The organism is Burkholderia sp. A2 (assembly GCF_001729305.1).
Classification (GTDB): Bacteria; Pseudomonadota; Gammaproteobacteria; order Burkholderiales; family Burkholderiaceae; genus Burkholderia; species Burkholderia sola.
In genome coordinates this window covers 99944-118332 of record NZ_LZXX01000057.1, presented here as the reverse complement: position 1 = coordinate 118332, position 18389 = coordinate 99944, and the positions used below count along the sequence as shown (strand labels likewise).

The window sequence follows — 18389 nt, the reverse complement described above, 5'->3', positions numbered from 1 at the left end:
CCGTTTCAGATGTAGCTGACCGAGATGATTTCGTACTCGCGCACGCCGCTCGGCGCCTGCACGGCCGCGACGTCGCCTTCGGACTTGCCGATCAGCGCGCGCGCGATCGGCGAGCTGACCGAGATCAGGCCGTGATCGATATCGGCTTCGTCGTCGCCGACGATCTGGTACTTGACGGTGTCGCCCGACTCGAGATCCTCGAGTTCGACCGTCGCGGCGAACACGACGCGGCCGTCGGCGTCGAGCACCGTGGGATCGATGATTTGCGCGGCGGACAGCTTGGATTCGAGTTCCGCGATGCGGCCCTCGATAAAGCCCTGTTTTTCCTTCGCGGCGTCGTATTCGGCGTTTTCGGAAAGATCGCCCTGTGCGCGGGCCTCCGCGATCGCGTTGATCACGGCCGGCCGCTCGACGGACTTGAGGCGCTGCAATTCATCGCGCAGTTGCTCCGCGCCACGCTTTGTCAACGGAATGGTGCTCATAAACGGCTCAATCGCTAAAAACGGCTATAAAAAAAATCACCGCGATTAAGCGCGCTTCCGATGCACTGGAAACACCGCCTAATCGCGGCACGTGTTGCTTCGACAGGTAACTGACTGCTTAGTTTAGGCGAGCGTGAAGACCTTGTAAATCATAGACTTCCAGATCCTTCAGGTAGCGCAAGCCTTCGACGGCCGCGCGCGCGCCCGACATCGTCGTGTAGTACGTGACCTTGTGCGCCTGCGCGCTCATGCGGATCGAACGCGAATCGGCGATCGCCTGGCGCGTCTCGTCAACCGTCGTGAACACGAGGGCGATCTCGCCGTTCTTGATCATGTCGACGATGTGCGGACGACCGTCCTTCACCTTGTTCACGACCTTCACCGGCACGCCGGCCGCTTCGATCGCGGCGGCCGTGCCCTTGGTCGCGACGATCGGGTAGCCGAGATCGTGCAGCATGCGCGCGACTTCGACGGCCTTCGGCTTGTCCGCGTCCATCACGGTCAGCAGCACCGTGCCCGACTCCGGCAGGCGCGAACCGGCCGCGAGCTGCGACTTGAACAGCGCTTCGCCGAACGTCTGGCCGACGCCCATCACTTCGCCGGTCGAGCGCATTTCCGGCCCGAGGACCGGATCGACGGTCGGGAACTTCACGAACGGGAACACCGCTTCCTTCACGCTGAAGTACGGCGGCTCGACTTCCTTCGTCACGCCCTGCTGCGCGAGCTTCTGGCCGACCATCGCACGCGCCGCGATCTTCGCGAGCGGCAGGCTGGTCGCCTTCGACACGTACGGCACCGTGCGCGATGCGCGCGGGTTCACTTCGAGCACGTAGATGATGTCCTGCTTCGAACCGTCCGCCTGCGGCACCTGCTGGATCGCGAACTGCACGTTCATCAGGCCGACCACGTTCAGCGCCTTCGCCATCGCGCCCGTCTGGCGCTTCAGTTCGGCCACGGTCTCCTCCGACAGCGAGTACGGCGGCAGCGAGCATGCCGAGTCGCCCGAGTGGACGCCCGCCTGCTCGATGTGCTCCATCACGCCGCCGATGAACACGGCTTCGCCGTCGCAGATGCAGTCGACGTCACACTCGATCGCGTCGTTCAGGAAGCGGTCGAGCAGCACCGGCGAATCGTTCGACACCTTCACGGCCTCGCGCATGTAGCGCTCGAGGTCGCGCGGCTCGTGGACGATCTCCATCGCGCGGCCGCCGAGCACGTACGACGGACGCACGACCAGCGGATAGCCGATTTCGTCGGCCAGCGCGAGCGCTTCGTCTTCGGCGCGTGCGGTGCGGTTCGGCGGCTGGCGCAGGCCGAGGTCCTGCAGCAGCTTCTGGAAGCGTTCGCGGTCTTCGGCCGCGTCGATCATGTCCGGCGACGTGCCGACGATCGGCACGCCGTGCGCCTCGAGGTCGAGCGCGAGCTTCAGCGGCGTCTGGCCGCCGTACTGGACGATCACGCCGACCGGCTTTTCCTTGTCGACGATCTCGAGCACGTCTTCGAGCGTCAGCGGCTCGAAGTACAGGCGGTCGGACGTGTCGTAGTCGGTCGACACCGTCTCCGGGTTGCAGTTGACCATGATCGTTTCATAGCCGTCCTCGCGCATCGCGAGCGCCGCGTGCACGCAGCAGTAGTCGAACTCGATGCCCTGGCCGATCCGGTTCGGGCCGCCGCCCAGCACCATGATCTTCTTGTTCGTGGTCGGCTGCGCCTCGCACTCTTCCTCGTAGGTCGAGTACATGTACGCCGTTTTCGTCGCGAACTCGGCCGCGCACGTGTCCACGCGCTTGTAGACCGGACGCACGTTCAGCTCGACGCGACGCTTGCGGACGTCTTCCGGCGTCGCGCCAAGCAGCTTCGCGAGGCGGCGGTCGGAGAAGCCGCTCTGCTTCAGGTAGCGCAGCTCGTCGAACGTCAGCGACGCGAGCGTGCGGCCCGACAGCGCCTTTTCCTTCAGGATGATCTGCTCGATCTGCTCGAGGAACCACGGGTCGATCGCGGTTTCCGCGAAGATTTCCTCGGCCGTCATGCCGATGCGGAACGCATCGCCGACGTACCAGATGCGGTCCGGGCCCGGCTCGTGGATCTCGATCGCGATCTCGTCGCGGTTGGTCGACTTCTCGTCGAGGCCGTCGACACCGACTTCGAGGCCGCGCAGCGCCTTCTGGAACGATTCCTGGAACGTGCGACCGATCGCCATCACTTCACCGACCGACTTCATCTGCGTGGTCAGGCGCGAATCGGCTTCGCGGAACTTCTCGAACGCGAAACGCGGGATCTTCGTGACGACATAGTCGATCGTCGGCTCGAACGACGCCGGCGTCTGGCCGCCGGTGATTTCGTTCTTCAGCTCGTCGAGCGTGTAGCCGACGGCCAGCTTCGCGGCAACCTTCGCGATCGGGAAGCCGGTGGCCTTCGACGCGAGCGCCGACGAACGCGACACGCGCGGGTTCATCTCGATGACGACCATGCGGCCGTCCTTCGGGTTGATCGAGAACTGCACGTTCGAGCCGCCCGTGTCGACGCCGATCTCGCGCAGCACCGCGAGCGACGCGTTACGCAGGATCTGGTATTCCTTGTCGGTGAGCGTCTGCGCCGGCGCGACCGTGATCGAGTCGCCGGTGTGCACGCCCATCGGGTCGAGGTTTTCGATCGAGCAGACGATGATGCAGTTGTCGGCGCGGTCGCGCACGACTTCCATCTCGTATTCCTTCCAGCCGAGCAGCGACTCTTCGATCAGCAGCTCGCGCGTGGGCGACAGGTCGAGACCGCGCTTGCAGATTTCCTCGAACTCTTCGCGGTTGTATGCGATGCCGCCACCCGAGCCGCCGAGCGTGAACGACGGACGGATCACGACCGGGTAGCCGCTGCCACCCGTCTCCGCCATGATCTGCGCGTGCACCTGGGTCGCTTCTTCCATCGAATGCGCGATGCCCGACTTCGCGGAGCCGAGACCGATCTTGGTCATCGCTTCCTTGAACTTCTGGCGGTCTTCGGCCTTGTCGATCGCTTCCGGAGACGCGCCGATCAGCTCGACGCCGAACTTCTCGAGCACGCCGTGGTGGTGCAGGTCGAGCGCGCAGTTCAGCGCGGTCTGGCCGCCCATCGTCGGCAGGATCGCGTCCGGGCGCTCCTTCTCGATGATGCGCGCGACGACTTCCCACGTGATCGGCTCGATGTAGGTCACGTCGGCCGTGTTCGGGTCGGTCATGATCGTCGCCGGGTTGCTGTTGACGAGAACGACCTTGTAGCCCTCCTCACGCAACGCCTTGCAAGCCTGCGCGCCCGAATAGTCGAACTCGCACGCCTGGCCGATGATGATCGGGCCGGCGCCGATGATGAGGATGCTCTTGATGTCTGTGCGTTTTGGCATGGCTTGTGAATTCAATAAGTAATCGTTGTCGTGGGTCGGCCGGCGGCGCTCAGCTCATGGTCGCGAGCGCCAGCTTCACCGAGAAACCGATGAACAGGCCGCCCACGCTGCTCGCCGCGCCTGCCGCGAGCTTGCGGCGGCGGCGGAAGTGCTCGGCGAGCCGCGCGCCCGCGAAGATCAGCGTGCTCAGGTACAGGACGCTCGCGCATTGCGCGATCGCCCCGAGCACGACGAACGACAGCGCGGGATGCGGGAATGCCGGGTCGACGAACTGGATGAAGAACGAGATGAAGAACAGGATGGCCTTCGGATTCAGCAGGCTCACGATCAGCGCTTTCCGGAACGGACGTTCGCCGTCGACCGCCTGCCGGGCCTCGACCGGCGCATCGCCGCGCGCGCGCAGCTTGCTCCACGCGCTGCGCAGCATCCCGGTACCGATGTACAGCAGGTATGCGGCGCCGCCGTACTTGACGACGGAGAACAGCAGCGGGTTCGCCTTCAGCAGCGACGCGACGCCCGCGGCCGACAGCACCATCAGCACGGTATCGCCGACGAACACGCCGCAGGCCGCGCGATAGCCGGCCTTCACGCCGCGCTGCGCGGCGAGCGACAGCACGTACATCGAGTTCGGCCCCGGCAGCAGGATGATGAAGATCACGCCGAACACGTAGGTCCAGATATCCGTGATGCCGAGTGCGTGGCCGAACATGATGTGAATCTCCCGTTCTTCGGTTGCGTCGATGACGTTAGGCGGTGCGCTGCTTCGCCGCGTCCATCAGCGCGGTGAAACGGTCGAACAGGTAGCCGATGTCGTGCGGGCCGGGCGATGCTTCCGGGTGGCCCTGGAAGCAGAACGCCGGCTTGTCGGTCAGCTCGAAGCCCTGCAGCGTGCCGTCGAACAGCGACACGTGCGTCACGCGCGCGTTGGCCGGCAGCGAATCGGCGTCGACCGCGAAGCCGTGGTTCTGCGACGTGATCACGACACGGCCGTCGCCGAGATCCTTCACCGGATGGTTCGCACCGTGGTGGCCCGTCTTCATCTTCAGCGTCTTCGCGCCGACCGCGAGGCCCATGATCTGGTGGCCGAGGCAGATGCCGAAGGTCGGCACGCCGCGCTCGATGAATTCCTTGGTGGCCGCGATCGCGTAATCGCACGGCTCCGGATCGCCGGGGCCGTTCGACAGGAAGACGCCGTCCGGATTCAGCGCGAGCGCATCGGCCGCGCTGGCCTGGGCGGGCAGCACCGTCACGTGGCAGCCGCGCTCCGCGAGCATGCGCAGGATGTTGTACTTGACGCCGAAGTCGTACGCGACGACGCGGTACTTCGGCGCTTCCTGCATGCCGTAGCCGCCTTCGAGACGCCATTCCGTCTGCTTCCACTCGAACGGCTTGGTGGTCGACACGACCTTCGCGAGATCCATGCCGGCGAGGCCCTCGAACGAGCGCGCGAGTTCGATCGCCTTCGCTTCGTCGTCGGAGCCCGTCAGGATGCAGCCGCTCTGCGCGCCCTTGTCGCGCAGGATGCGGGTCAGCTTGCGGGTGTCGATGCCGGCGATCGCGACGACGCCTTCGTCGCGCAGGTAGTCGCCGAGCGTGCGGTCCATGCGGAAGTTCGACGCGAGCGTCGGCAGATCGCGGATGATCAGGCCGGCGGCATGGACTTTCGTGGCTTCGACGTCTTCGGCGTTGACGCCGACGTTGCCGATATGCGGATAGGTGAGCGTGACGATCTGGCGCGAGTAGCTCGGATCAGTCAGGATTTCCTGATAGCCGGTGATCGCGGTATTGAACACGACTTCGCCGATCGTATGGCCTTCGGCCCCGATCGAATAACCACGAAAGACCGTGCCGTCGGCGAGTGCAAGCAAGGCGGGAGAAAAAGACGGCAACACGGGAGGCTCCTTGGGGAACACCCTGCTGCCGACCTGTTTACCCTGCCGCGCAAGCGCCGCGCTGCGTGGGCGCGCGCGGTCGCTAGCTGGACGCGGCCTGCGTTGTCGAGACGCGAACCCGGCGCGTGGCGCACGAGGCTTCGCGGCATCGCCCGGCAGGCGGCGTGCGGCGGATGAACGGGATGAATGAGGTAGGCGCTAGGGTGCGAGGTTGATCAGCACAAACTTTCAAATTATAGCCTGAAAATGGGCCTATCTTCAATGGATATGGCCGTCCGATCGTGTGCGCGCCGCATTCGGCGGCGCAGCGCACTGTGCTGCGGCCCCGGTTCCGCGGCCGCCCCGCCTGCCAGCGTACCGCCGGATCAGTGCGCTTGACCAGCGCCGCGCGCGGGCCACATGTACCAGACCGCGCTCGCGAGCTGCAGCGCGAGCAGCACGCCCCACGCGGTGAAGTGCGCGGCCGCGGGATAACGGCCGTCGACCGCCGGCCAGTGCGACAGCACCGCGCCGACGCCGATCTGGAACGCAAAGATCAGCAGGAAGATCACGAGCGTGAGCGTCGTGTTCGCGCGGCCGATCAGCTGGGCGGGAAAATGTCCGGCCATCACCGCGTAGGTCAGGATGCCCACGCCGCCGAACATCCCGTAGGCGGCCCACAGCATGGCGGGCGGCAACGGCACGCGCGCGACGATCGCGAGCTGCGTCGCGACGAACAGCGCCATGCCGATGCCGCAGGTGGCGTAGACCGACACGCCGCGCCGCTCGAGCACGCGCGCCGCCGCGCCGAAGCCGACGCAGCCAGCCATCATCGCGAAGCCGAGCACCGACACGAGGCGCGCGGCATGACGCGCATCGAACCCGCCGACATCGCGCAGATACGGGCCGACCCACAACGACTGCATCGCATAGAACACCCCCTGCGTGACGACGGAGAACGACGCAATCTTCCAGAACGCGCGGCTCGTCAGGATGTGCCACGTGCCCTTGAACTGACTGACGAGCCCGCCCTGGTGGCGCGCCTGCTGCACATCGGGCGCGCCGAAGCCGATCGACGCCGCGACGATCACCGTCAGCACCGCGAGGCCGAAACAGATCGCGCGCCAGCTCGCCCAGCCGAGCAGCCAGGTCAGCGGCGAACCGACCATCACGCCGCCGAGGCCGCCCACGGCCATCACGAGGCCGTTGACGAGCGGCAGCCGGCCGACCGGGAAATGCTGCGCGAGCGCCTTGAACGCCGCGCCGAGACACACCGACACGCCGACGCCGATCAGCAGCCGGCCGACCATCATCGCGCCGATGCCGTGCGCCGCGCCGAACACGGCCGCGCCGGCCGCCGCGAACAGCAGCATGCCGGCCGTCACGCGGCGCGGGCCGAAGTGGTCGAGCATCACGCCGGCCGGAATCTGCGCGCCCGCGAAGCCGAGGAAATAGAGGCTGGTGAGCAGGCCGAGATCGGCGGCCGACAGCCCGAGCTCATGCGTGACGAACGGCGCGAAGCCCAGATTGACGCCGCGAAACACGTACGACACGAAATATCCGACCGAAAACAGCGCGAGCACCCTCACCTGCACCGACGACATCGCTTCCCCTTGTTGGATGAATACGCGCGACGCAGCGCCGATGCGCCGCGCACAAACGAAAACGCCGTCACCTCGGTGACGGCGTTTCGCCGAATTCGTCGGATAATAGCGCAATCGCGCGGGCCTCGCCGGCCGCTACGCCGCGCGCGACGGCCGCGCTTACTTCTTCTTGCCCTTGTGCGCGGCGGTCTTGGCCGGCGCGGCTTTCGCGGGAGCGGCAGCCTTCGCCGACTTCGCCGACGACTTGGCGGCGCCGCGCTTGCCGCCGTGCGACTTGCCGCCCACCGCCAGGCTCGCGCGCTCGATGTGCGCACCGGCGGCCGACGTCGCGATTCGCTCCGGACCGGGTTCCGCAGGCACCGAACGGCCGACCGGCACGTGCAGCACGAGCGCCTGGCCCGGCATCACGAGATCGCGGTGCGTACGGTTCCACGCCTTCAACTGGCCGACCGACACGCCGTAGCGGCCGGCGATCGCCGCCATCGACTGCTTGCGACGCACGCGGATCAGCATCTTGCGCGTATCGGGAACGTCCGGCTCCATCGCAAGCGCACCGTTTTCGGCGACATCGGCGCTGATGTCCTCGTCGTCGTCATCGCCGCGCGGCACGACGATCGTCGAACCGGGCTTCAAGCGCATGCCGGCCGGAATCTTGTTGACCGACATCAGCGTATCGGCGTCGACGCCGATCTTCTCGGCGATCGCGGCCGGGCGCGCACGCTCGCTGACCGTGTAGGTGGTCCACGACGACAGCTGGCCGCTATAGGCCTTCAGGCTCTTCTCGAACGCGGACGCGTTATCGAACGGCAGCAGGATCTGCGGCTCGGTCGCGCCGAGGATCACGGGCTTCGAGAACGACGGGTTCAGCGAGCGGAATTCGTCGAGCGGCAGGTTCGCGAGCTTCGCGGCCACCGCCACGTCGATGTCGCGCGACGTCGTGACCGTCACGAAATACGGGTGGTTCGGGATATCGGGCAGCGCCAGGCCGTACTGCTGCGGGCTCGCGATGATGTTCTTCACCGCCTGCAGCTTGGGCACGTAGTTGCGCGTCTCGTTCGGCATCCGCAGGCTCTGGTAGTCGGTCGGCAGGCCGGCCGCCTGGTTGCGCGCGATCGCGCGCTGCACGTTGCCTTCGCCCCAGTTGTACGCGGCCAGCGCCAGATACCAGTCGCCGAACATGTCGTGCAGGCGGGACAGGTAGTCGAGCGCGGCGCTCGTCGACGCGAGCACGTCGCGGCGCTCGTCCTGCCACATGTTGCGCTTCAGGTTGTACGTGCGGCCGGTGCCGGGCATGAACTGCCACATGCCGGCCGCCTTCGCGACCGACAGCGCCTGCGGGTTGTACGCGGACTCGATGAACGGCAGCAGCGCGAGCTCGGTCGGCATGTGACGCGCCTCGAGTTCCTCGACGATGTGATACAGGTACTTCTGCGAGCGCTCGGTCATGCGCTGCACGTAATCGGGACGCTGCGTATACCAGGTCGTCTGCATGTCGACCAGATCGCTCTGCAGGTCGGGCATCTGGAAGCCGCGGCGGATGCGCGCCCAGAGATCGGAGTCTGCCGTGGTCAGGTCGCCGACGGATTGCTTGTCGACGTCGACAGTTTCTTTGGCGGTGGCTGATTTACGGAGGTAGTTGGACGTCGCCTGCGAATCGGCGGCGTTGTTGGCGACAGGGGGCTGGCTCGCACAAGCGGCGAGTAGCAGCACCACCATCGCACTCAATATAAGTCGCATGAAAATCTCTGCTTCCGACGGCTGGAAATTGCAAGCGATACTACGGAAGTGCGTGCTTCACGTCAATAAAAACACCGAAAACTCAGCGAAATCCTACATTTGGAGCAATTTTTACAGATACCGCTTGAGCTTTGGAGTCCTCCGGAAAAGCTCATCGGAACCGGTTTTTCCATTCGCGCATCAGCGTGAACGCGGCAAGACGATCCGTCACCGTTTCGTGCAGCTCGGCCTCGAGCGTCGCGTGGATCGCCGCGCTGTCGGCCCGCATGAACGGGTTGACGGCACGCTCGTGCGCGATCGTCGTGGGCAGCGTCGGCACGCCGCGCGCACGCAGCGCCTGCGCATCGTCACGCCACGCGGCGAGCGCCGCATTGCCCGGCTCGCACGCGAGTGCGAAGCGGATGTTCGACAGCGTGTATTCGTGTGCGCAATGCACGCGCGTGTCGCCCGGCAGCGCCGCGAGCACGTCGAGCGAGGCGAGCATCTGCGCGGGCGTGCCTTCGAACAGGCGGCCGCAGCCGCACGAGAACAGCGTGTCGCCGCAGAACACGTGCGGCACCGCGTTGCCCTGCCCGGCCGCGCCCGGACCGGCCGTGCCTTGGCCGGCCGCCTGAAAGTATGCAATGTGGCCGCGCGTATGACCCGGCACGTCGAGCACGTCGAACACGACGGCCGGCGCGTCGAGCGTCACGCGATCGCCGCCCGCCAGCGGCCGCGTGACCACGCCGATCGCTTCGGCCGCAGGACCGTAAACGGGGAGCGGAGCATCGTCCGGTTGGCTATTACGCAGCGCGTCGACACCGCCGACGTGGTCGGCATGGTGGTGCGTGAGTAAAATAGCGGTCAACCGCCAACCTCGTTCGGCAAGAACCCGGCGTACGGGCGCGGCTTCACCCGGATCGACGGCGATCGCATCGCGGCCGTCCGAGACGAGCCAGATATAGTTGTTTTCGAATGCCGGAACCGGCACGTATTCCAGCTCGTTCATGGGCGCGCAATCATCGTTATGTCCGATCCACAAATTATAGACTGGCCCGCCTGGACCGACTCGCCGCCCGGCCGCTACGTGCTGGGCTGGGAACAGGCGCAGCTCGACCGGATCGTGTCCGACGTCTTCGGATTCCACGCGCTGCAGCTGGGCCTGCCGCAGCTCGACGCGCTGCGCGAGAACCGCATGCCGTATCGCGGCCTCGTGCTCGACCCGGCGAGCGGCGCGAGCGCGCCGTATCAGTATCCGTGGGCGCGCGAAGCGCACACGGCAAGCCATGCGCCCGCCGATCGCAGCACGACCTGGTGCGACCTGCTCGACCTGCCGTTCGAATCGCAGAGCGTCGACCTGATCGTGATGCCGCACACGCTCGAATTCACGTCCGACCCGCACCGCCTGCTGCGCGAGGCCGAGCGCGTGCTGATGCCGGAAGGCCAGCTCGTGATCACCGGCTTCAACTCGCTGAGCCTGTGGGGCATGCGGCAATCGTTCGGGCGCATGGCGAACCGCCCGTTCGTGCCGGCCACGCGCGACCAGATCGCGTTCATCCGGCTCAAGGACTGGATCAAGCTGCTCGGTTTCGACCTCGAACGCGGCCGTTTCGGCTGCTACCGGCCGCCGCTCGCCACCGACCAGTGGCTGGCCCGCTACGGCTTCATGGAGGCCGCCGGCGACCGCTGGTGGCCGATCTTCGGCGCCGTCTACATGGTGACGGCCGTCAAGCGCGTGCGCGGCATGCGCCTCGTCGGCCCGATCAAGATGAAGAAGCCCGTGCTCGCACCGGGCCTGACGCCGGCGGCCTCCCCGACCACTCACCAAGAACGTTCATGACAATCGACACCATCGACATCTATACCGACGGCGCCTGCAAGGGCAACCCCGGCCCCGGCGGCTGGGGCGCGCTGCTGCGCTACGGCGACAAGGAAAAGGAACTGTTCGGCGGCGAGCCGAACACGACCAACAACCGCATGGAGCTGATGGGCGTGATCGCCGCGCTCGAAGCGCTGAAGCGGCCGTGCCGCGTGATCGTGCATACCGACTCGCAATACGTGCAGAAAGGCATCAGCGAGTGGATCCACGGGTGGAAGAAGAAAGGCTGGGTCACCGCGGCGAAGACCCCGGTGAAGAACGCCGACCTGTGGAAGCGGCTCGACGCGCTCGTCGCGCAGCACGAGATCGAGTGGCGCTGGGTCAAGGGCCACGCGGGCCATCCCGAAAACGAACGCGCGGACGCGCTCGCGAATCGCGGCGTCGAATCGCTGGCCGCGTAAACGCCGGCCGCCCTCTCCCGTTTTTCTTGCTTTTCCCGACATGCGCCAGATCATTCTCGATACCGAAACCACCGGCCTGAACGCCCGCACGGGCGACCGCCTCATCGAAATCGGCTGCGTCGAGCTGCTGAACCGGCGGCTCACCGGCAACAACCTGCACTTCTACGTGAACCCCGAACGCGACAGCGATCCGGGCGCACTGGCGGTGCACGGCCTCACGACCGAATTCCTGAGCGACAAGCCGAAATTCGCGGAAGTCGCCCACCAGATCCTCGATTTCGTGAAGGACGCCGAGCTGATCATCCACAACGCGCCGTTCGACCTCGGCTTCCTCGACGCCGAATTCGCACGGCTCGGCCTGCCGCCGTTCACCGAGCATTGCGGCGGCGTGATCGACACGCTGGTGCAGGCCAAGCAGATGTTCCCGGGCAAGCGCAACTCGCTCGACGCGCTGTGCGACCGTTTCGGCATCAGCAACGCGCACCGCACGCTGCACGGCGCACTGCTCGACTCGGAGCTGCTCGCCGAGGTGTATCTCGCGATGACGCGCGGTCAGGACAGCCTCGTGATCGACATGCTCGACGACGCGAGTGTCGGCGGCGGCGCGGCGAATGGCCAGCGCGTGTCGCTCGCCGCGCTCGACCTGCCCGTGGTGGCCGCGAGCGACGACGAGCTGGCCGCGCACCAGGCTCAGCTCGACGAGCTCGACAAGTCGGTCAAGGGCACCTGCGTGTGGCGCCAGTCCGCCGACACGGATACCGCCGAAGCGGCGTAATACCCGCAACCCGCGTTGCAGCCGCGCTCATGCGCGCGGCTGCAGCGCGATGACGGCCATCCCGCCGAGCGCGAGCACCGCGCCGGCCACGTCCCAGCGGGTCAGCGCGACGCCGTCGACCACCCGCAGCCAGATCAGCGCCACCGCGATGTACACGCCGCCGTACGCGGCATACGTGCGTCCCGCCGCGCTCGGGTGCAGCGTCAGCAGCCACGCGAACAGCGCGAGCGACAGCGCGGCCGGCACCAGCAGCCAGGCCGGGCGCCCGGCCTTCAGCACGAGCCACGGCAGGTAGCAGCCGACGATTTCGGCCAGTGCGGTAGCGGCGAACAGCGCCGCGATCCTCGTCAATTCGGTCATCCGGTTCCTCGCGAATTCTGCCCCGTCGCGGCGGACCGCATGCCCGCGCCGCGCGCCGCCGATCATACCCGAGCGGGCCCGCCCGGATGCCCCGCCAGACGGGCGATTCCGGGCAATTTGCACGATCGTCCGTCATCGTGCTATCATGTCGCCTGTTTCAACATTCAATCTCTGTCTTTTCGATTTTGAGAGAAGTCCGTCCGCACGCTGCGGGCCGGTGCCTCGATCGAAATTGCATCCACAGGAAAGCCCGCCCGACAGGCCCGCTTTTCTCGTTTCGTTGCCCCTCCGGGGCGTTGCCGGAACGCCGGACATCTCGTCCGCACCGGCATCCGCCGCTTGCATCACGCGGCCCATTCTTCATGAGCGCACTGTCGCGACGGCCCATCGGGCCCGCGTCGAAGCAGCCCCTCGGCCCTTTGCTGCCCCCTGCGCAGTAAGTGCTTAAAGGTCTGCCCCGACGCGCAGCACACGACACCGCGCTCGCCGGCAAACCGTGTCGGACGGCCCCGCCCGTTCCGGCGCTGTCAAAGGAGTGCATGACCTTGACCGCAACACACGTCAGCCCGACCGCTGTCTCTTCCCCCGCTTCGTCGTCCGGCGAAGCCCCGCTCGCCGCGGACGACATCACCGTCGTCGACCAGAGCCTGCTCAAGCGCGCCGTCAGCGCGATGGCCATCGGCAATGCGATGGAATGGTTCGACTTCGGCGTCTACAGCTATATCGCCGTCACGCTCGGCAAGGTGTTCTTCCCGTCCAGCAGCCCGTCCGCGCAGTTGCTCGCGACCTTCGGCACGTTCGCGGCCGCGTTCCTCGTGCGCCCGCTCGGCGGCATGGTGTTCGGCCCGCTCGGCGACCGCATCGGCCGCCAGCGCGTGCTCGCCGCGACGATGATCATGATGGCCGTCGGCACCTTCGCGATCGGCCTGATCCCGAGCTACGCGTCGATCGGCATCATGGCCCCGATCCTGCTGCTCGTCGCGCGCCTCGTGCAGGGCTTTTCGACCGGCGGCGAATACGGCGGCGCGGCGACCTTCATCGCCGAGTTCTCGACCGACAAGCGTCGCGGATTCATGGGCAGCTTCCTCGAATTCGGCACGCTGATCGGCTATGTGCTGGGCGCGGGCGTCGTCGCGCTGCTCACCGCGTCGCTGTCGCAGGACGCGCTGCTGTCGTGGGGCTGGCGCGTGCCGTTCCTGATCGCCGGGCCGCTCGGCCTGATCGGGCTGTACATCCGGATGAAGCTCGAGGAAACGCCCGCGTTCAAGCGCCAGGCCGAAGCGCGCGAAGCGCAGGACAAGGCCGTGCCGAAGACGCGCTTCCGCGAGACGCTGCTGCGCAACTGGCGTGCCCTGCTGCTGTGCGTCGGCCTCGTGCTGATCTTCAACGTGACCGACTACATGGTGCTGTCGTACCTGCCGAGCTTCATGTCGTCGACGCTGCACTTCGACGAATCGCACAGCCTCGTGCTGGTGCTGATCGTGATGGTGCTGATGATGCCGATGACGCTGTACGCCGGCCGCCTGTCGGACAAGGTCGGCCGCAAGCCGGTGATGCTCGCCGGCTGCGTCGGCCTGCTGGTGCTGTCGATCCCGTCGCTGATGCTGATCCACACGGGCACCACGGCATCGGTGTTCGGCGGCCTGCTGATCCTCGGCGTGCTGCTGTCGTGCTTTACCGGCGTGATGCCGTCGGCGCTGCCCGCGCTGTTCCCGACCGAGATCCGTTACGGTGCGCTCGCGATCGGCTTCAACGTGTCGGTGTCGCTGTTCGGCGGCACGACGCCGCTGGTGACCGCGTGGCTCGTCGACGTGACGCACAACCTGATGATGCCCGCGTACTACATGATGGGCGCCGCGCTGATCGGCATCGTGTCGGTCGTCGCGCTCGCCGAAACCGCGCGCCAGCCGCTGAAGGGCTCGCCGCCGGCCGTCGCGACGCGCCGCGAAGCGCACCAGCTCGCGCGCCAGTTGCGCGACGAGGACGACGACTCGGAAATCTACGGCGTCGCGACACCCGCACGCGCATGAGCGTCGCTCAATGAAAAAGCCCCGGCCGAAGCCGGGGCCCGATCGAACCCGATCCGCCCGACCGGCTTGCGCCGGCCGGGCTTTTTTTCATTCAGTCGACATGCGCGTTCATGCCTGCGCTTCGCAGTGACGGCAGAAGATCAGCGCGCGCGACCGCGACACGGCCGCCTGCGCACCGCGCGCCGCGACGATCATCCCGACCTGGCCGAGATTGAAATCGCGCTCGACCATCAGCTGCGTGAGCCCGGCAAGCGCCAACACGACGGACGGGTGGTACAGGCTCGATTCGATCAGGGCTTTCATCATCGGCTCCATCTGGCAATGCGTGATTTGATGGAGTGGATTCTAGGGATCGGTGGCCTCCGGATAAACAGCGCGAATGCGAAGTCACTTGTCAGCGGCCGAGAACAATCGGCAGCGGCTTGCCGGACCAAGGCGAGCGGCGTGCGATCGCCCGGCGGGCCGCTTCAAAGGCTAGGCGAGCGGCGTCTCGACGAAGGCCGGCAGCGCTTCCGCCCGCGCGGAATGCGCGGCGAGCGCCGGATAACGGGCCGGATCGATCCGCGCCAGCACCGGGTACCCGGCCGCCATGAATTGCGTGAAGCGCCACGCCACCGCGACCGTCACGTCCGACTGCAGCAGTCGCGCCCCGCCGAACCAGCCGTTCGCGGCCGCGACCAGCGGCTCGAGTGCGCCGTATGCGCCTTCGAGCTGGCCCAGCACGCGTTCGATCCACGGTTCGTGCTGCCTGTCCGTCGGCCGCAGCGCCTGCTCGTAGACGACCTGCACGGTTTTCTCGGCGGCGGCCAGCGCGAATCCGATCGGCACCAGCGCGCGCAGTCGGGCATCGACGGCGTCGGGCAGCAGGCGCCGCTCCGGCGCGGCGAGATGATCGAGATAGTCGACGATCAGCGACGAATCGATCAGCGTCGCGCCGCCGTCGGTCACGAGCGTCGGCGCCTTGACGACCGGGTTGACCCGCCTGAACTGCTCGACATGACGAAATACCGAGATCGACTCGTGTTCGAACGGCAGGTCGAGCAGCTTCGCCGAAATGGCGACGCGACGCACGAACGGGGAATCCAGCATGCCGATCAGCTTCATCGCGAACGCTCCGCTTACGGGGATGGGACCGACGACTGTAGCAGCGTCGCGCGGCGGCGCCTAGGGTCTGTTCACGCCAATAACGGACCCTTGCGTGCCCGCGCGCTTGACGCGCATCAGCGAGCCGCGTATCGGGCTCGCACTGCCCGCCCCCTGCGACCATAATGCAGATTCACGCTCCTTCCGCCCCAGGGTCCGCCATGTGGTATGCCGTCGTCGAGCAGCAGCGGGAATGGATGCGCGCGTGGCGCGCGGCGACGCGATACGCGTTCGACGCATGGCCGGCGGCGTCGCTGCCGCATGCCGCGTCGTCGTGTTACGACGACTTGTTCGAACCGCTGCTCGGGCCGCAGGCCGCGCCGCCGGGCTTCGACCTCGCGTGGCCCGACGTCGGCGAGCAGGTCGTCGCGCATACGCCGTTTTGCGACTTGCGGCGTTTCGCGCACGCCGACGCGCGCCGCACGGTGCTGCTGTGCGCGCCCCTCGTCGGGCACGCGGCCGTGATGATGCGGGAAACCGCCGAAACGCTGCTCGCCGATGGCGACGTCTGCGTGACCGACTGGCGCAATGCGCGCGACGTGCCGCTCGCGGCAGGACGCTTCGGGCTCGACGAGTACGTCGCGATGCTCGACGGCTTCGTCGACGCGCTCCAGCACGACGATCGGCCGCTGCACGTCGTCGCCGTGTGTCAGGCGACCGTTCCCGCGCTCGGCGCGCTCGCGTTGCGGGCCGCTCGCGGCCTTGCGCCGCCCGCGAGCATCACGCTGATCGGCGGCCCGCTCGATGCGCGGCTGAACCCGAGCGCGCTCGGCGCCGCGGCGGCCGCCCATTCGCTCGACTGGTGCCGGCGCCATCTGATCGACATCGTGCCGCCCGGCTTCGCGGGACACGGCCGCCACGTGTTCCCGACCTACCTGCAACAGGGCGAGATCGCGCTCCTGTATCCGCAACGCTTCCTGACGCTGATCGAGACCTACGCGCTGGCCGCTTCCCGCTTCGACATGGCCGGGCTCGCCGACGCACGGCGGGCGCTGCGTGAATACACCGCGCTGCTCGACATGCCGGCCGACTATTTTCTCGATACGGTCGACGTCGTGTTCCAGCGCATGCTGCTCGCGACCGGTGCGTGGCACGTGCGCGGCCGGCGCGTCGAACCCGCCGCGTTGCGCGACGTCGCGCTGCTGACCGTCGAAGGCGCCCGCGACGCGGTCACGGGCGCCGGCCAGACGCATGCGGCGCTCGACCTGTGCAGCGGCCTCCCGGCCGATGCGCGCCATCGCGTCGACGTCGACGATTGCGATCACTACGGGCTGTTCACGGGGCCACGCTGGCACGGCAACGTCCATCCGGCGATGCAGCGCGTGTTCGCGCAGGCGGAAACCGGCCGACCGCGCCCGCGCCGGAACCGTCGGACGTGACGACGCGTCAGGGGCGCGCCGCGTCGAGCAGCGCGCGCACCTCGTCGTCGCTCGTCTGCTCGAAGCGCGCGTAGAACTGGCTGATCCCGAGAAGCCGCGCCGGCTGCGACACCGCGACGAATGCGTCGGCCAGGCCGTCGAACGCATGCGCCGCGCCCGCCGGCGCGACCGGCACCGCCGCGACGATGCGCGCCGGGCGGCGCTCGCGCAGCGCCTGCAGCGCGACGCGCATCGACGCGCCGGTCGCGACACCGTCGTCGACGACGATCGCGATGCGTCCGTCCACCGCCAGCGGCGGCGCCGCGCCGCGGTACAGCGCTTCGCGGCGTTGCAGTTCGGCCGTCTCGCGCGCGATCACGTCGGCGAGTTGCGCATCCGATACGTCCATCGCGCGGATCACCGAACGCTGCAGATGCGTCGCGCCGCCCGTCGCGATCGCGCCCATCGCGAGCTCGGGGTCGAACGGCACGCCGAGCTTGCGCACGACCAGCACGTCGAGCGGCGCGCGCAGCGCGCACGCGACCGGATACGCGACGGGCACGCCGCCGCGCGGCAGCGCGAGCACGACGACATCGGTTCGCCCCGCGTATTCGCGCAACGCGTCGGCCAGCTGGCGGCCGGCATCGGCGCGATCGGCAAAACTGCTTTCGATCACGATCGGCTCCCTGCCGTTGCGCCGGGCGCGCGCAACCCGCGCCGACGCCTGTCAACGAGCATGGTTCATCGATCGCGTCGATGCAAGCAGGGTCATACCGGCGCGCGACGCGCCGCGGGAAAGGATCAGAGACCGGCGGCCTGCCGGTACAGCCGCCAGAACGACTGCGCGTAGGACTGCGCGAGTTCGGGCGCGCGCCGGAACACGTTCACCGTGTCGGCGTGCTCGGCCGCGCCGTCGGACAACGTCGTCAGCGCGACGCTGTCGTCGACGATCACGAAACGCGACGCGGGGCCGCCGTGCCGCGAATCGATCGCGACGTCGATGCCCGCCGATTTCAGATAGCCGGCGCCACTGTATTTGCCCGCACGCGGCGAACGTACGAGCACGACGCGCACCTCGACACCCCGTGCGCGAGCCGCCCGCAGCGCGCTCGCGACGGCCGGCGGCACCTGCGTATAGCCGGCCAGCAGCACGCGGCGCTGCGCCTGTTCGATCAGATCGACGGTCGCGTCGGCCGCCGCGTTGTCATACGAAAAGTACGTGCCGACCGATGCGGCATCGGACGGAATCTGGCTGGCGTGGACGCTCGTCGCGCAGCAGAACGCGGCGAGCAAGAAGGCGGCTGGTCTCATGGCGGGCGCCATTGTAGCGACGCCAATTCGCATGACAAGAGGCGGCTGCGACGCTGCTGCGCCGACGCAACACACAGTACGGAACA

17 protein-coding genes are annotated in these 18389 nt (G+C 67.5%); 5 read left to right on the top strand and 12 right to left on the bottom strand.

Annotation, left to right across the window (positions count from 1 at the left end):
• Positions 1–5 precede the first annotated feature (5 nt).
• From greA to gloB, 7 genes are all read right to left on the bottom strand, one after another.
• Positions 6–482, bottom strand: a complete 477-nt coding sequence (greA, locus tag A9Z05_RS04815; RefSeq protein ID WP_006476345.1) for a transcription elongation factor GreA — start codon at positions 480–482, stop codon at positions 6–8.
• 118 nt (positions 483–600) lie between these two features.
• Positions 601–3855, bottom strand: coding sequence for a carbamoyl-phosphate synthase large subunit (gene carB, locus A9Z05_RS04810; protein ID WP_069617108.1), 3255 nt, complete (start codon positions 3853–3855; stop codon positions 601–603).
• A gap of 49 nt (positions 3856–3904) precedes the next feature.
• Positions 3905–4564, bottom strand: coding sequence for a leucine efflux protein LeuE (gene leuE / locus A9Z05_RS04805; RefSeq protein WP_069617107.1), 660 nt, complete (start codon positions 4562–4564; stop codon positions 3905–3907).
• Between the two features lie 37 nt (positions 4565–4601).
• On the bottom strand, positions 4602–5747 hold the full coding sequence (gene carA / locus A9Z05_RS04800) for a glutamine-hydrolyzing carbamoyl-phosphate synthase small subunit (protein ID WP_069617106.1): 1146 nt from the start codon (positions 5745–5747) through the stop codon (positions 4602–4604).
• 365 nt (positions 5748–6112) lie between these two features.
• Positions 6113–7330 carry a nitrate/nitrite transporter gene (locus A9Z05_RS04795; protein ID WP_069617198.1) on the bottom strand — a complete coding sequence of 406 codons (1218 nt, stop codon included), beginning with the start codon at positions 7328–7330 and terminating at the stop codon, positions 6113–6115.
• 159 nt (positions 7331–7489) lie between these two features.
• Positions 7490–9067, bottom strand: coding sequence for a transglycosylase SLT domain-containing protein (locus A9Z05_RS04790; RefSeq protein ID WP_069617105.1), 1578 nt, complete (start codon positions 9065–9067; stop codon positions 7490–7492).
• Between the two features lie 151 nt (positions 9068–9218).
• The gene (gene gloB, locus A9Z05_RS04785; RefSeq protein ID WP_069617104.1) at positions 9219–10055 is read right to left on the bottom strand and encodes a hydroxyacylglutathione hydrolase; all 837 of its coding nucleotides are present in this window, start codon (positions 10053–10055) and stop codon (positions 9219–9221) included.
• Positions 10056–10073: 18 nt separating this feature from the next.
• Here gloB and A9Z05_RS04780 point away from each other — a divergent pair, with 18 nt between their 5' ends.
• Genes A9Z05_RS04780 through dnaQ form a run of 3 tightly spaced genes read left to right on the top strand, consistent with a single transcriptional unit; the run spans position 10074 to position 12101 of the window.
• A complete protein-coding gene (locus A9Z05_RS04780) occupies positions 10074–10886 on the top strand; it encodes a class I SAM-dependent methyltransferase (protein ID WP_069617103.1) in 813 nt (270 codons plus the stop codon).
• Positions 10883–11326: a ribonuclease HI gene (gene rnhA / locus A9Z05_RS04775; RefSeq protein ID WP_069617102.1), complete on the top strand. Its 444-nt coding sequence runs from the start codon at positions 10883–10885 to the stop codon at positions 11324–11326. Before A9Z05_RS04780 ends, rnhA begins: the two co-directional genes overlap by 4 nt.
• Before the next feature lie 40 nt (positions 11327–11366).
• The gene (gene dnaQ / locus A9Z05_RS04770) at positions 11367–12101 is read left to right on the top strand and encodes a DNA polymerase III subunit epsilon (protein WP_069617101.1); all 735 of its coding nucleotides are present in this window, start codon (positions 11367–11369) and stop codon (positions 12099–12101) included.
• Between the two features lie 27 nt (positions 12102–12128).
• Here dnaQ and A9Z05_RS04765 read toward each other — a convergent pair whose 3' ends face one another.
• Entirely contained in the window at positions 12129–12461 is a 333-nt protein-coding gene (locus tag A9Z05_RS04765) for a YnfA family protein (protein WP_069617197.1), read from the bottom strand.
• A gap of 539 nt (positions 12462–13000) precedes the next feature.
• Here A9Z05_RS04765 and proP point away from each other — a divergent pair.
• A complete protein-coding gene (gene proP / locus A9Z05_RS04760; RefSeq protein ID WP_069617100.1) occupies positions 13001–14491 on the top strand; it encodes a glycine betaine/L-proline transporter ProP in 1491 nt (496 codons plus the stop codon).
• 108 nt (positions 14492–14599) lie between these two features.
• Here proP and A9Z05_RS04755 read toward each other — a convergent pair whose 3' ends face one another.
• On the bottom strand, positions 14600–14806 hold the full coding sequence (locus A9Z05_RS04755) for a hypothetical protein (protein ID WP_006476356.1): 207 nt from the start codon (positions 14804–14806) through the stop codon (positions 14600–14602).
• A 159-nt stretch (positions 14807–14965) separates the two neighbouring features.
• Positions 14966–15595: a glutathione S-transferase family protein gene (locus A9Z05_RS04750; protein ID WP_069617099.1), complete on the bottom strand. Its 630-nt coding sequence runs from the start codon at positions 15593–15595 to the stop codon at positions 14966–14968.
• Between the two features lie 200 nt (positions 15596–15795).
• Here A9Z05_RS04750 and A9Z05_RS04745 point away from each other — a divergent pair, with 200 nt between their 5' ends.
• Positions 15796–17013: a polyhydroxyalkanoate depolymerase gene (locus tag A9Z05_RS04745; RefSeq protein ID WP_069617098.1), complete on the top strand. Its 1218-nt coding sequence runs from the start codon at positions 15796–15798 to the stop codon at positions 17011–17013.
• A gap of 7 nt (positions 17014–17020) precedes the next feature.
• Here the strand turns inward: A9Z05_RS04745 and A9Z05_RS04740 are convergent, their stop codons facing one another.
• Both A9Z05_RS04740 and A9Z05_RS04735 read right to left on the bottom strand, forming a co-directional pair.
• Positions 17021–17668: a phosphoribosyltransferase gene (locus tag A9Z05_RS04740; protein WP_069617097.1), complete on the bottom strand. Its 648-nt coding sequence runs from the start codon at positions 17666–17668 to the stop codon at positions 17021–17023.
• Positions 17669–17793: 125 nt separating this feature from the next.
• Positions 17794–18315 carry a phospholipase D-like domain-containing protein gene (locus A9Z05_RS04735; RefSeq protein WP_069617096.1) on the bottom strand — a complete coding sequence of 174 codons (522 nt, stop codon included), beginning with the start codon at positions 18313–18315 and terminating at the stop codon, positions 17794–17796.
• Positions 18316–18389: the final 74 nt, after the last annotated feature.

Coding starts and splice junctions, on each gene's coding strand:
- A9Z05_RS04765 (WP_069617197.1), bottom strand. CDS start 12,461: ATGACCGAATTGACGAGGATCGCGGCGCTGTTCGCCGCTACCGCACTG.
- A9Z05_RS04795 (WP_069617198.1), bottom strand. CDS start 7,330: ATGTCGTCGGTGCAGGTGAGGGTGCTCGCGCTGTTTTCGGTCGGATAT.
- A9Z05_RS04735 (WP_069617096.1), bottom strand. CDS start 18,315: ATGGCGCCCGCCATGAGACCAGCCGCCTTCTTGCTCGCCGCGTTCTGC.
- A9Z05_RS04750 (WP_069617099.1), bottom strand. CDS start 15,595: ATGAAGCTGATCGGCATGCTGGATTCCCCGTTCGTGCGTCGCGTCGCC.
- A9Z05_RS04755 (WP_006476356.1), bottom strand. CDS start 14,806: ATGGAGCCGATGATGAAAGCCCTGATCGAATCGAGCCTGTACCACCCG.
- gloB (WP_069617104.1), bottom strand. CDS start 10,055: ATGAACGAGCTGGAATACGTGCCGGTTCCGGCATTCGAAAACAACTAT.
- leuE (WP_069617107.1), bottom strand. CDS start 4,564: ATGTTCGGCCACGCACTCGGCATCACGGATATCTGGACCTACGTGTTC.
- proP (WP_069617100.1), top strand. CDS start 13,001: ATGACCTTGACCGCAACACACGTCAGCCCGACCGCTGTCTCTTCCCCC.
- A9Z05_RS04745 (WP_069617098.1), top strand. CDS start 15,796: ATGTGGTATGCCGTCGTCGAGCAGCAGCGGGAATGGATGCGCGCGTGG.
- rnhA (WP_069617102.1), top strand. CDS start 10,883: ATGACAATCGACACCATCGACATCTATACCGACGGCGCCTGCAAGGGC.
- carB (WP_069617108.1), bottom strand. CDS start 3,855: ATGCCAAAACGCACAGACATCAAGAGCATCCTCATCATCGGCGCCGGC.
- A9Z05_RS04790 (WP_069617105.1), bottom strand. CDS start 9,067: ATGCGACTTATATTGAGTGCGATGGTGGTGCTGCTACTCGCCGCTTGT.
- dnaQ (WP_069617101.1), top strand. CDS start 11,367: ATGCGCCAGATCATTCTCGATACCGAAACCACCGGCCTGAACGCCCGC.
- greA (WP_006476345.1), bottom strand. CDS start 482: ATGAGCACCATTCCGTTGACAAAGCGTGGCGCGGAGCAACTGCGCGAT.
- A9Z05_RS04780 (WP_069617103.1), top strand. CDS start 10,074: ATGTCCGATCCACAAATTATAGACTGGCCCGCCTGGACCGACTCGCCG.